Consider the following 12,930-nt stretch of genomic DNA (forward strand, 5'->3'; position numbering starts at 1 on the left):
CTGTATCACACTGCCATTAAATCGGTTTCTTTTGTTGCTAACAGCTTATCGACTTCTTCAACAGCGTGGTCGGTGACTTTTTGCACATCATCCGCTGCACGACGCTCTTCGTCTTCACTGATTTCTTTATCTTTTACTAAATCTTTTAACTGTGCCAATGCATCACGACGGATATTACGGATGGCAACTCGGGCGTTTTCTGATTCTTGGCGTGCTTGCTTAGTGTAGCCTTTGCGGGTTTCTTCAGTCAGCGCCGGCATCGGCACACGAATAGTGGTACCAGAAGTCGCTGGATTCAGACCTAAATCAGCCACTAAAATAGCTTTTTCAACGGCTTGAATCATGCCTTTATCAAACACTGACAAAGCCAATGTGCGCGAGTCCTCCACGATCACGTTAGCGACTTGACGCAACGGCGTATCACTGCCGTAGTACGACACCATCACTGTATCTAAAATGCCAGGATGCGCACGACCGGTACGAATTTTTGCAAAGGCAGTCTGTAAAGACTCTACAGACTTGTGCATACGTGCCTGTGCATCTTTTTTAATCTCATTGATCATCGCTTATTTTCCTCGATCAAGGTGCCTTCAGCGCCACCTAAAATAACATTTAAGAGTGCGCCGGGCTTATTCATATTAAAAACGCGTAACGGCATATTATGGTCACGACACAAACAAATAGCCGTCAAGTCCATCACTTCTAACTTACGATCCAACACTTCGTCATACGTTAAATATTCGAACTTTTCTGCATTAGGGTCTTTAAAAGGATCAGCAGTATATACGCCATCTACTTTTGTTGCCTTAAGAACTACATCAGCGCTGATTTCAATACCGCGTAAGCAACCTGCAGAGTCAGTGGTAAAGAATGGATTACCGGTACCGGCTGAGAAAATCACCACCTCGCCTTTCTTTAAATGGCCGACAGCTTTACGGCGGTCATAGTGATCGGTCACACCGACCATAGAAATGGCAGACATCACTAACGCAGGAATATTAGAGCGTTCTAAGGCATCACGCATGGCCAAGGAGTTCATCACCGTCGCGAGCATGCCCATATGGTCGCCAGTCACACGATCCATGCCTGCCGCAGACAATGCTGCACCGCGGAACAAATTACCGCCACCGATCACCAGACCCACCTGCACACCGATACCAATCAACTGGCCGATCTCTAAGGCCATGCGATCGAGCACTTTAGGATCGATACCAAACTCTTCGGTCCCCATTAGGGCCTCACCACTGAGTTTCAGTAAAATTCGCTTATAGCGCGGTTGGCGTCCACCGACTTGTTGGGCCATGTTCTCGATCTCCTGCTGATATTATTTAACCACTGTGGCGCAATCTGACCACAATTAAGGCAAACAGTGCTGTTTATTCTTCATTATGCTACAAGACAGTACTGCAAAGCACAGTGTCTTTTTATAAAAAAGGCCGCGCGCGATTGCGGGCAGCCTTTTTATAGATCTAAGCGAGCGCTTATTTTTTCGAAGCAGCAACCTGAGCAGCAACTTCAGCAGCGAAGTCAACTTCTTCGCCACGATCGATACCTTCGCCCACTTCAAAACGAACAAAAGAAACGATGGTAGCACCGGCTTGTTGCGCCAGTTTACCAACAGTTACTTCTGGGTTTTTAACGAACGGCTGCTCAATCAAGCTGGCTTCAGCCAAGAACTTCTTGATACGTCCAGCAATCATATTTTCAACGATATTGTCTGGCTTGCCTTTGATCTTCTCTTCGTTCAGCGCTAAGAAGATTTCTTTTTCTTTAGCGACTGCTTCGTCAGATACTTGGGTTGGATCCAAGAACTGCGGGCTGCTTGCAGCAACGTGCATCGCGATATCTTTCGCTAGTTCAGCATTGCCGCCAGTCAAAGCAACAACAACACCGATACGGTTACCGTGCAAGTAAGCACCCAATACATCACCTTCAACACGCGTCAAACGACGGATATTGACGTTCTCACCACATTTAGCAACCAACACTTCGCGTGCAGGCTCTTGCGCAGCAATTAACGCAGCAACATCTAAGTTTTTATTAGCAAAAGCAACGTCTAAACTGCTTGCAACAAAGCCTTTAAAGTCATCTTGTAATGCTAAGAAGTCAGTTTGTGAGTTCACTTCAATGATCGCAGCGCTTTTGTTGTCGTCGGCTACTTTAACAGCAATAGAACCTTCAGCAGCAATGTTACCGGCTTTCTTTGCAGCTTTAATTGAACCAGCAGCGCGCATATCATCAATGGCTTTTTCAATATCGCCACCAGAAACTTCCAGTGCTTTTTTGCAATCCATCATGCCCTGGCCAGTACGCTCACGCAGTTCTTTTACCATAGCAGCAGTGATCTGAGTCATCTTCACAATCCTCTTTAATTCAGTCTATACAGCAGTTGCAAACTGCCTCTTAAATCTGGCAAAAAGGGGGCTTAGTTAGCCCCCTTTTTGTGTCACTGGTGGACGTGCGGAGCCTTAGCCCTCAACCACTTCCACAAATTCTTCAGCGGTCGTTGCAGTACCTTGACGGGCACGCAAAACGCAGTCAGCTGCTGTACCGAGGTACAGTTGTACGGCACGGATTGCGTCATCGTTACCTGGGATGATGTAATCAACACCATCTGGGCTGCTGTTAGTATCAACAACACCAATCACCGGAATGCCCAGCTTGTTAGCTTCGCTAATGGCAATACGCTCGTGATCAACGTCGATAACGAACATTGCATCAGGCAAACCGCCCATGTTTTTAATACCACCGATGCTGCGCTCAAGTTTTTCTAAATCACGAGTACGCATCAAAGCTTCTTTTTTAGTCAGCTTTTCAAAAGTACCGTCTTCTGCTTGAATTTCTAACTCACGCAGACGCTTGATTGACTCACGGATGGTTTTGTAGTTGGTCAACATACCACCTAACCAGCGGTGGTTAACGTAAGGCATGTTGCAACGTGCTGCTTGCTCAGCGATGATTTTGCTGGCAGAACGCTTAGTACCAACGAACAGAATTTTGTTTTTGCCAGTCGCTAACTTTTCAATAAAAGTCATAGCGTCATTAAACATTGGCAAAGTTTTTTCTAAGTTCACAATGTGAATCTTGTTGCGCGCACCAAAAATGTACTTACCCATTTTTGGATTCCAGTAGCGAGTTTGGTGTCCGAAGTGCACACCAGCTTTTAACATTTCGCGCATAGTGACTTGTTCAGTCATGATCATTCCTAAATAATAAAAAGGGTTAGGCCTCCACATATCCCGACTTTCAACCCGAAGGCACCCAGAAACTCGTGTCGATATGTGTGTGGATTTTAAAGCTTACTCGAACAAATCAAGTAAAGCGGCGCGTTTTATACCATATAACCAGAATTTAACCAAGCTCAAAGCTAAACTCTTTGCGTCTAACACTGCTGCAGTGCACTGACAAGACTCGCATATGGCATGCGCTTGCTTTATTATTCCAACATGCTTACTGATCCTTTTCAGCGTTTAGGGCTCGACCGTGAAATATTAACCGTCAGCCAACTCAATCAACGCGCACGTTTACTGCTTGAAGATGTGTTCCCGCAAGTCTGGGTTGAAGGCGAACTGTCTAATATTGCCAAACCGGCATCAGGACACGTGTATTTCACATTAAAAGACCACAATGCCCAAGTACGCTGCGCTATCTTCCGCCAGCAAGCCAGCCGTGTTCGCGAGCTATTGCGTGACGGTTTATTGGTACGAGTACGCGGGCGAGTCTCTCTTTATGAGGGTCGTGGCGATTATCAAATGATTCTCGACAGTGTTGAAGCCGCTGGCGATGGTGCGCTGCGCTTAGCTTTTGAAGCACTGAAAGCAGCACTGCAAACTGAAGGCTTATTTGCTCAAGAGCGCAAACGTGCCCTTCCTAAGTACCCGCAGCGGGTTGGCGTCATCACCTCGCCATCAGGTGCGGTACTGCATGATATTGTCAGCGTTTTCGCTAGGCGCGCTCCTCACGTACAGCTGACTTTAATCCCCACCGCAGTACAAGGCCGTGAAGCCACAGCACAAATTGTTAACGCCTTAGCTCTAGCCGAACGCGCACACTATGATGCTATTATTTTGGCTCGCGGCGGCGGCTCCTTAGAAGATCTTTGGTGCTTTAATGAGGAAGCAGTGGCTCGTGCTATTGCCGCATGCCAAACCCCAATTATCAGCGCTGTCGGCCATGAAACCGATGTCTCGATCAGTGATTTTGTTGCCGATCTACGTGCGCCTACCCCTTCGGCCGCTGCTGAGTTATTAGCGCCAGATCGCAGTGAGTTGCTTAACCATTTGCGCAGTACTGAACGTCGTTTAGCGCTACGAATCAATGAAGCGCTTAACCGCTCACGTATCCAACTGCAACACTTGCGCCAGCGCTTACGTCATCCACGCGAGCGCTTAGAGCAACATCATCAGCGCTTGGATGACTTAAGCCTACGCATGCAGCGCGCTATACAAGCCAACTTACAGCAACAGCAAAAAAGCTTTAGTCATTTGCAGTCACGCTTATCAGTGCAGCATCCTCAAGACGCTTTATCTGCTCAGCAGCAACTGCTTAATACACTGCAGCAACGTTTAGTTCGTGCCAGCCAACTGAGCCTTCAGCAAGCACAACAGCGCCTGCATACGCTGCTACAAACCCTACATCTAGTCAGCCCTCTAGCGACGCTCGAGCGCGGTTACAGCATTCTCACGACAGACGATCAGCAGCAGATCATTCGTAGCGTGCAATCTGTACAACCTGCACAAACCCTGCAAGCTCGTGTAGCCGATGGCTATTTAACCCTGCAAGTGCAGTCGATAACCCCTTCAGCGTGATCGCTAAGGTCACCACAGCTCTGCTATGCCTTAGCTTTAATCTTAGGCGCCGAGTTTTAGAATTATTTAGGAGTGCAATATGCAAGAAGATATGACGGCGTGGCTGGATGTACTTAACCAGCATCCACAACTACAAACTTTGGTTGCCTTGCTTGCGCTGATTACTGTGGCCGTTCTAGCCAACTGGCTGGTTAAACATATTTTAGTTCGCGGCTTTTATAATCTCCTGGGTCGCATCGGCGGCGCCCATAACAACGATTTCGGTGTGGTTAAGCGTCTCTCTAATATCGTCCCAGCCTTAATTATCACCTCCAGCGTAGGATTAGTTCCGGGTTTGCCTGAAGCGGTCATCACAGTCATTAAAAACGTCGCCGGCGGTTTTATTATTTTGACCATTGCTTTAGCTTTGGGCGCTATTTTAGAAATCATTAATATGCTGTATATGCGCCGCAAAAATGCGCATTTAAAGCCGATTAAAGGCTATCTACAAGTTATTAAAATTATTATTTATGCTATTGCTAGCATCTTAATTGTCGCCACTTTAATTGACCGTTCACCGCTCATTCTGCTCTCTGGGTTAGGAGCGATGGCTGCGGTACTGATGTTAATTTTCCAAGACACCCTACTGTCCTTGGTCGCTAGCGTACAGATTTCCTCAGGCGATATGATCCGTGTCGGCGACTGGATTGAAATGCCACAACTCAACGCCGACGGTGACGTAATCGATATCGCCCTGCATACGGTTCGCATACAAAACTGGGATAAAACCATCACCACCATTCCCACCAAACGTTTTATCAGTGATTCATTTAAGAACTGGCGCGGTATGCAAGAAAGCGGTGGTCGCCGGATTAAACGCAGTTTATTTCTGGACCAACAAAGTATTCACTTTCTCACCCAGCAAGAGCTCGAGCACTTGAAGCGCTTTAACTTACTGACAGGCTATTTTGATGACAAAATCAACGAACTTAACCGATGGAATGAACGCCATGTTAAATCCAGCAGCGGCGATACGCTAGACTCACGCAAGCTGACTAATATCGGTACCTTCCGCGCCTATGTTGAGCGTTACCTGCGCAACCATCCGGGCATCCACCAAAATGGAATGACCTTAATGGTGCGCCAACTCAGTCCCACCTCAGAAGGTTTACCGCTGGAAGTATATTGCTTTACCACCAGCACCGCTTGGACGGTATATGAAGGTGTTCAATCTGATATTTTTGATCACCTGTTAGCTATTGCGCCTGAATTCAACCTGCGCGTCTACCAAGCCCCCAGTGGTTCCGATATGCGCGCTCTTGGCATACAACTGGCTGCCGACACGCATCACGATTAAGTCACGCAAGCAATCTGCCAAGGACGGCACGGCAGACAAAAAAACAGGTACACTGCCTGCATTAATAGACTGTTTATGTGATCAAGGAGCAACGCGATGGGCTTACCTCGTTTAATCTTACTGGCCATCGTTATTGGCGGCGGTATTTGGCTGTGGCGGCGCTTTAATAGTCGCAAAATAACACCCACACAGTCCATGCAAAGTCAGAGCATGGTGCGCTGCGCACATTGTCATGTGCATTTACCGCAGAATCGCGCTATACAAAAAAACCAGCAATGGTATTGCAGTGTTGAGCACCTTCAACACGGTCCTCAAACCGGTGACTAAACACCATCTTGCTGTCTCTGGGCAACAAGGGCAGCGCATCTTGCGCCTCTACCATTTCTATCGCTTATTAATTGGCCTTGCTTTAGTACTGCTGGTCTCTAGTGATTTAGATGGACATTTACTCGATATCACCCATACCCAGCTGTTTTATTATGGCAGCTGGGTTTACTTAATTTTAAATATTATAGCTATCGCCAGCATGCACCGCACTGACCACTTACTACCAGTGTTTAGTCTGGCTTTATTTGATGTCGCGCAACTCAGTTTATTGTTCTACGCAGCGGGTGGTACACCCAGCGGGATTGGTAACCTCATCATTGTCGCGGTGGCAGTCGCCAATATTTTGTTGCGCGGCCGTATTGGTATTTTAATTGCTGCAGTCGCAGCGACTGGTATTATTTATCTGACATTTTATTTAAGCATCTCCCATACCGCAGCCAGTAACCAATATATGCAGGCAGGTATTTTAGGGTCGCTATGTTTTGCCGCCGCGTTCTTTGTCCAAGGCCTCAGCCGCCGTCTACGTGCTAGCGAATTTTTAGCCGAACAACGAGCCGCCGATGTCGCTAATTTAGAAGAGATCAGCGCGCTAATTATTCAACGCATGCACACTGGCATTTTAGTACTGGATGCTGAGCATCGCGTTTTACAAGCCAACCATGCAGCGCTCACCATGATTGGTAGCGAAACACTCATCGGTCGCATTGTGGACCCTTATTTTCCTACGTTAATCAGCCACTTTGAGCAATGGCGCAACAACCCCTCCCTGCATAGCAACCCGATTCAATCAGCACTAAACGGTGCGCAACTGCAGGCGACTTTTGTCAAATTGCAACACAACAATAATTTACAAATTTTAGTCTTCCTTGATGACAGCTCACTCCTAAGCCAGCAAGCCCAGCAGCTCAAACTAGCGTCTTTAGGGCGCCTAACCGCAGGTATTGCTCATGAGATTCGTAACCCTTTAGGCGCCATCAGCCATGCTGCACAATTACTGCATGAATCACCCAACCTCGATGTCGCTGATCAGCGTTTAACACAAATTATTCAAGATCAATCACGACGCATGAATACAGTGATTGAAAATGTCTTGCAATTATCCAGGCAACGTCAAGCTGAGCCACAATGGCTTGACCTAAAGTCTTGGCTCAACAGTTTCGTCAGTGAGTTCAGAAGTAATGCGGCACCTCTTCGGGCGCTGCACTTAACCACTAAAGGTCGCAATTTACACACGCGTATGGACCCCGATCAATTGAACCAAGTGCTCATGAATCTAGTCGAAAACGGTATGCGCTACAGTAAGAAGCTCAATCCGCAAAGTCAGGTTTGGCTGCATCTGTACCGGCACCCAAAAACAGCTTTACCCACGTTAGAAGTCCACGATGACGGACCTGGGGTGCCTCTTGCTGAGCAACACAGTATCTTTGAACCCTTTTTCACGACAGAAAACAAAGGCACAGGACTGGGCTTATATATTTCTCGAGAGCTCTGCGAAAGCAATCAAGCTCGCCTAGACTTCACCCCCCGTGACAGCGGCGGCAGCTGTTTTCGAATAACCTTTGCCCATCCGCATACCTTGAGCACATAAACCATGAGCCAACTTACTGCCCTAATCATTGATGATGAGCCTGATATTCGAGAGTTATTAGAAATCACCCTCGGCCGCATGAACCTGGATACCCGTAGCGCGTGCAATGTTAAAGAAGCCTATCAATGGCTGAACAGCGAACACTTTGATTTATGTCTCACTGACATGCGCCTGCCCGACGGCACGGGTTTAGACATTATTGAGTTTGTACAAAAAAATTACAGTGATACGCCGATCGCGATGATTACCGCCTATGGCTGTGTAGAAACCGCGACACAAGCACTGAAAGCTGGGGCCTTCGACTTTATTACGAAGCCTGTAGACTTGCTACGCTTGCGTGAATTGGTCAACAGCGCTTTACGCTTACGTGAAGCACAAGTCCCGACATCTATCACGGAAGGACCGCTGCTCGGGCAATCCGCTCCGATGCAAAAGCTCCGTAGTCAGATTACGAAGCTAGCGCGTAGCCAAGCACCAGTGTATATCAGTGGTGAGTCAGGCAGCGGCAAAGAACTGGTAGCCCGTCAAATTCACTTGCAAGGGGCTCGAGCCAAACACCCTTTTATCCCGATCAACTGCGGCGCGATTCCTGCTGAATTAATGGAAAGTGAGTTTTTCGGTCATAAAAAAGGTAGTTTTACCGGGGCTAACGAAGATAAACCTGGCTTATTCGAAGCAGCACGCGGCGGTACCTTATTTTTAGATGAAGTAGCTGATCTACCTTTATCAATGCAAGTTAAATTACTCCGTGCACTGCAAGAGAAAGCTATTCGTCCAGTTGGCAGCCAACAAGAACATTTAGTCGATGTGCGTATTTTAAGCGCCACACATAAAAACCTCGCCGATGAAGTCGCCGCGGGACGCTTCCGTCAAGACTTATATTACCGCCTTAATGTCATTGAACTGACTGTCCCGCCATTGCGTGAACGTCCTGAGGATATTGAGCGACTCAGCGAGTCCATTCTAGAGCGTCTCAATACTGATGGTATGTTAGTGCGCTTTCATCCTGAGGCATTACGTAAGCTGCAGGGCTATGCTTTTTCTGGAAATGTACGCGAACTGGAAAATATATTGGAACGTGCTTATACCCTAGCTGAAGGCAAGTTTATTCATGACTATGATATACAGATCCAGCAATCAGAGCCGTCAGCAACACAAGTAGCGCAACCCGATTTAACCCAGCGTGAACTTGAGCATATTGATAACCTAGAACTGCACCTTGAAGATATTGAGCGCAAGCTGATTACTCAAGCGCTAGAAGAAACACGCTGGAATCGCACTGCCGCCGCAGAGCGCCTAGGCTTAAGCTTTCGTTCATTACGCTATCGCTTGAAAAAGCTCGGTATTGAATAAGCACCAATTGACCTCATTACACTTTGGAGATCGGCATGGCCGAACACGATTTTCGCTACACGTTGCTTAATCCACAACACACCCTAACTGAGTGCCGTGCGCTAACCCCCGGTCAATACCAAGTCACTGGTAAAGGTGGTTCGATTAAAACCGGTGATACCTTGCAAGTCACCCTTAAAGGCAGCAAGTCACTGAGTATGCGTTTGCAAGTCAGCAAAGTACGTCATCTGATCAACCCACCCGGTCAATGGACGGCGGTTGCGACTGGCCCAGTCTTTAAAGAACTGGCCATTCATACATGGCAAGTTCAATGCGACGGCTGTGGTAGCTTGTTGGCATTAGAGTTTGCAGTGGACGCCAGCCTCGGTAATGCCGCCAAACAGCCTGCAGCTGAACAACGTTTGCAGGAGTTAGGTTGGGTTAACCGTCACGGGCGTCACCTGTGCCGTACTTGCCAACAATCTGAAGCCTAATTATCAGCTCTATCACCCTGCGGAATCAGCTTAGTATGAAGAAATCACTGTTACTTACCTGCGCGCTTATCTCTTTAAGCGCCTGCAGCAACCAGCCCAGCACCCAATTACAGAGTTCACAAAGCTACCAAGTCGAATGGATTGGCGAACGTCCGCTGATTGACAATAGCATGCTGACCTTAACACTGGTTGATAGCCAGCGTGCCTCAGGTCTAGCCGGCTGTAACACTTGGTTTGCCGAGTACCAGCTCAATAAAAATCAGTTGACCCTGCATAATATTGCTACAACTCGCAAACTCTGCGCACCAGCACTGATGGAGCAAGAACAACGCTTTTTAGCCTATTTAGCAGGTATCCAGCGCTGGGAATTTAGCGAACAGCAACAGTTGTTATTATGGCCAGAGACAGGCGCACCGATTAAACTTTGGCCGATTAAACTTTGGCCGATTAAACACCCTCTACGAGACTGATCTGTAGGTATCGGTAGCGTCTCTTAGTTATTGATAACACCTATAAATACGCATTAATTCGCCCAATACAGCCTCAAGTCGCCTCGCCGAGCCAATAATGCTAAGCTTTTGCGATTGATTTAATTGTCGGAGTTATCATGGTCAACACGCCCAGTCAGGGTTTATTGGATTTTCTACACGCTTCACCGAGCCCTTTTCATGCCACCCAAAGCCTGTGCCAAGCGCTGCAAGCTGCAGGCTATCAAGCGTTAGATGAGCGTGAAACCTGGCAACTGCAACCTCAGGGGCGTTACTACATCACCCGCAATGACTCTTCTATTATTGCCATTCAACTGGGCCAAGATGATCCTGTCGAACAAGGTATTCGCATGGTCGGCGCACACACCGACAGCCCTTGCTTAAAAGTTAAGCCGCAACCGGAATTGTCGCGTCACGGTTATTGGCAGTTGGGCGTGGAAGTCTATGGTGGCGTATTACTCGGCCCATGGTTTGACCGTGATTTATCACTGGCCGGGCGCGTAACCTTTAAACACAACGAGCAATTGCACAGTCGTTTAGTGGATTTTAAACAGGCGATTGCCAGCATTCCCAGTCTAGCTATTCACCTACACCGTGAAGCCAATAATGGCTGGGCGATTAACGCGCAAACTGAACTGCCACCGATTTTGGCGCAATTGCAGGATGACGACAGCCAAGGCTTCCGCGCATTACTCGCCGAGCAACTGCAGCGTGAGCACAGCATTAACGATGCCAACGTGCTGGACTATGAATTGTGCTTTTACGATAGTCAACCGGCGGCATTGATTGGTCTCAAGCAAGATTTTATCGCCGGTGCGCGTTTGGATAATTTATTGTCCTGCTATGCCGGTTTACAAGCACTGCTCAACAGCGACGCACAACACACCCAGGTGTTAGTCTGTACTGACCACGAAGAAGTAGGCTCTAACTCTGCTTGTGGTGCCGATGGTCCATTTCTAGAGCAAGTGCTGCGCCGGATCTTGGGCTCGGAAGAGGCTTTTGTCCGCTGCATTCAGCACTCACTGCTGATTTCTGCAGATAACGCCCATGGTATTCATCCCAACTACGCCGATAAACATGACAGTAACCACGGCCCACTACTCAACAAAGGTCCAGTGATCAAGGTTAACGCCAACCAGCGTTATGCCACCACTAGCGAAACCTCGAGCTTCTTTAAGCTGCTCTGCCAACAGGCCGAAGTACCGGTGCAAAGTTTTGTCACCCGCAGCGACCTCGGTTGTGGCTCCACCATTGGTCCGATTACCGCCAGTCAACTGGGCATTCAAACCATTGATATTGGTGTGCCAACTTTTGCTATGCATTCGATTCGTGAGCTGGCAGGTAGCAAAGATTTAAGCTACTTGATCACCGCACTGCAAGCCTTCTATAGCAGCGCAACACTGCCGTAAATCAATAACTGTACCGCTGCAGTCAAGAGGCTCAGCGGTACAGTTTTAGCTAGACCAGCAGCGCATGGTTATCCCATAATCCTGCGGGCAGATTCAGCGGCTGCATACGGATAGTGGCAGCGCGACAATCATACGCACGGCAACGCCCGACCCCAGTGGTGACCACAAAACCTTGTTCACTCGCAGCAACACCGGCACAGTCGCGAAAAGGCGCATCCAAGCGTAATTCTGCACTGTCTAAATCCCAAATAAACACCCTCCCGCCACGCGGCGCGGTCATTGCCACTAAACGTAACTCAGCATGAATGGCAACACTGGCCGCGTATTGCTGCATACTACTGCGCTGCTGTTCAGCAACCGGAAACACCGCAAAGGCTTGCCCAGGGCGTTTGACCGCAAGCAAATCAATCCGCTCTTGCATGCCACCTTGGTATTGCTGCACAGCAATCACAGTACCATCACTGGCCACCGCTAAATGACGAATACTATTCATCGGGTCAGCCAGTTCTTCTTTGCTCAGACATTCACCTGTCGTGTTCATCAAGACAAGACTGGGCTCCATAGCATCCAGATTGAGCTCTTCACGGCTGCCCGACTCGGTACGAATACCACCGTTGGCCACCACTAAGGTTTCACCGTCTGGCAGCCACAGCAATTGATGCGGCCCCACGCCATGACTGGACAACTCGGTAGCGCGCTGCAAACGCTGTGTGGCGTCCAATTGCCAGACACCAATCACACCACGCCCAGGCTGATCGGTATCATTTTCGGTGCTATACAAGCGTTCACCGCGTGCATCAAATACCGCATGGCCTTGAAAGTGACGATTGCTCGGCGTGCTAAAGGTTTGCAATAGTTGCCCAGTTTGCAGATCTATTAGATAGCTTTCAATGGACGGCCGACGACCAACAAAGACCGCTAAAGGCAAAAACGGATGCATACAGACATCATGACAACGCTCTGTCACCTGTGTCGCAAACAGCTGCTCACCGGATAAGCTATAGGCCACAGCAAAGTGCTCACCGGCAGCATTATCGCGGGCCGACAACAGTAACGGCTGGCGGCCTTGCGGCCACAAGCGCCAGCCCAGCACGGCAGTGCCGGCCAAGGCCGCCAAGCTGGCGGCTAAGAAGGTGCGGCGTTGCATC

Annotated in this window: 13 protein-coding genes; 8 read left to right on the top strand and 5 right to left on the bottom strand. The window is 48.5% G+C overall.

Going from position 1 to position 12,930, the window contains the following annotated elements:
- Window positions 1–5: 5 nt before the first annotated feature.
- The 4 genes from frr to rpsB form a co-directional block, all read right to left on the bottom strand.
- Window positions 6–563 carry a ribosome recycling factor gene (frr, locus tag JYJ62_RS12170; protein ID WP_205342488.1) on the bottom strand — a complete coding sequence of 186 codons (558 nt, stop codon included), beginning with the start codon at window positions 561–563 and terminating at the stop codon, window positions 6–8.
- The gene (gene pyrH, locus JYJ62_RS12175; protein ID WP_205342489.1) at window positions 560–1,303 is read right to left on the bottom strand and encodes a UMP kinase; all 744 of its coding nucleotides are present in this window, start codon (window positions 1,301–1,303) and stop codon (window positions 560–562) included. Before pyrH ends, frr begins: the two co-directional genes overlap by 4 nt.
- Window positions 1,304–1,481: 178 nt before the next feature.
- The gene (gene tsf, locus JYJ62_RS12180) at window positions 1,482–2,354 is read right to left on the bottom strand and encodes a translation elongation factor Ts (RefSeq protein ID WP_205342490.1); all 873 of its coding nucleotides are present in this window, start codon (window positions 2,352–2,354) and stop codon (window positions 1,482–1,484) included.
- Window positions 2,355–2,468: 114 nt separating this feature from the next.
- Window positions 2,469–3,197, bottom strand: a complete 729-nt coding sequence (gene rpsB / locus JYJ62_RS12185; RefSeq protein WP_205342491.1) for a 30S ribosomal protein S2 — start codon at window positions 3,195–3,197, stop codon at window positions 2,469–2,471.
- 249 nt (window positions 3,198–3,446) lie between these two features.
- Here rpsB and xseA point away from each other — a divergent pair, with 249 nt between their 5' ends.
- From xseA to JYJ62_RS12225, 8 genes are all read left to right on the top strand, one after another.
- Entirely contained in the window at window positions 3,447–4,808 is a 1,362-nt protein-coding gene (gene xseA / locus JYJ62_RS12190) for an exodeoxyribonuclease VII large subunit (protein ID WP_205342581.1), read from the top strand.
- Between the two features lie 79 nt (window positions 4,809–4,887).
- Window positions 4,888–6,144: a mechanosensitive ion channel family protein gene (locus JYJ62_RS12195; RefSeq protein ID WP_205342492.1), complete on the top strand. Its 1,257-nt coding sequence runs from the start codon at window positions 4,888–4,890 to the stop codon at window positions 6,142–6,144.
- A 96-nt stretch (window positions 6,145–6,240) separates the two neighbouring features.
- On the top strand, window positions 6,241–6,471 hold the full coding sequence (locus JYJ62_RS12200) for a PP0621 family protein (RefSeq protein ID WP_205342493.1): 231 nt from the start codon (window positions 6,241–6,243) through the stop codon (window positions 6,469–6,471).
- On the top strand, window positions 6,464–8,059 hold the full coding sequence (locus JYJ62_RS12205) for a sensor histidine kinase (RefSeq protein ID WP_232365785.1): 1,596 nt from the start codon (window positions 6,464–6,466) through the stop codon (window positions 8,057–8,059). Before JYJ62_RS12200 ends, JYJ62_RS12205 begins: the two co-directional genes overlap by 8 nt.
- Before the next feature lie 3 nt (window positions 8,060–8,062).
- Window positions 8,063–9,412 (top strand): sigma-54-dependent transcriptional regulator, encoded by a 1,350-nt coding sequence (locus JYJ62_RS12210; protein ID WP_205342495.1) that lies wholly within the window; start codon window positions 8,063–8,065, stop codon window positions 9,410–9,412.
- 35 nt (window positions 9,413–9,447) lie between these two features.
- Complete coding sequence (locus tag JYJ62_RS12215) at window positions 9,448–9,885, top strand: hypothetical protein (protein WP_205342496.1); 438 nt, start codon at window positions 9,448–9,450, stop codon at window positions 9,883–9,885.
- 35 nt (window positions 9,886–9,920) lie between these two features.
- Window positions 9,921–10,355, top strand: a complete 435-nt coding sequence (locus JYJ62_RS12220) for an META domain-containing protein (protein ID WP_205342497.1) — start codon at window positions 9,921–9,923, stop codon at window positions 10,353–10,355.
- Window positions 10,356–10,492: 137 nt separating this feature from the next.
- Window positions 10,493–11,782 (top strand): M18 family aminopeptidase, encoded by a 1,290-nt coding sequence (locus tag JYJ62_RS12225; protein ID WP_205342498.1) that lies wholly within the window; start codon window positions 10,493–10,495, stop codon window positions 11,780–11,782.
- A gap of 49 nt (window positions 11,783–11,831) precedes the next feature.
- On the opposite strand, the gene JYJ62_RS12230 is transcribed toward JYJ62_RS12225, so the two are convergent.
- Window positions 11,832–12,929, bottom strand: coding sequence for a DUF1513 domain-containing protein (locus JYJ62_RS12230; RefSeq protein WP_205342582.1), 1,098 nt, complete (start codon window positions 12,927–12,929; stop codon window positions 11,832–11,834).
- Window position 12,930 lies beyond the last annotated feature (1 nt).

The sequence above is a fragment of the Denitrificimonas caeni genome (genome assembly GCF_905120345.1).
In the GTDB taxonomy this organism is placed as follows: Bacteria; Pseudomonadota; Gammaproteobacteria; order Pseudomonadales; family Pseudomonadaceae; genus Denitrificimonas; species Denitrificimonas caeni_A.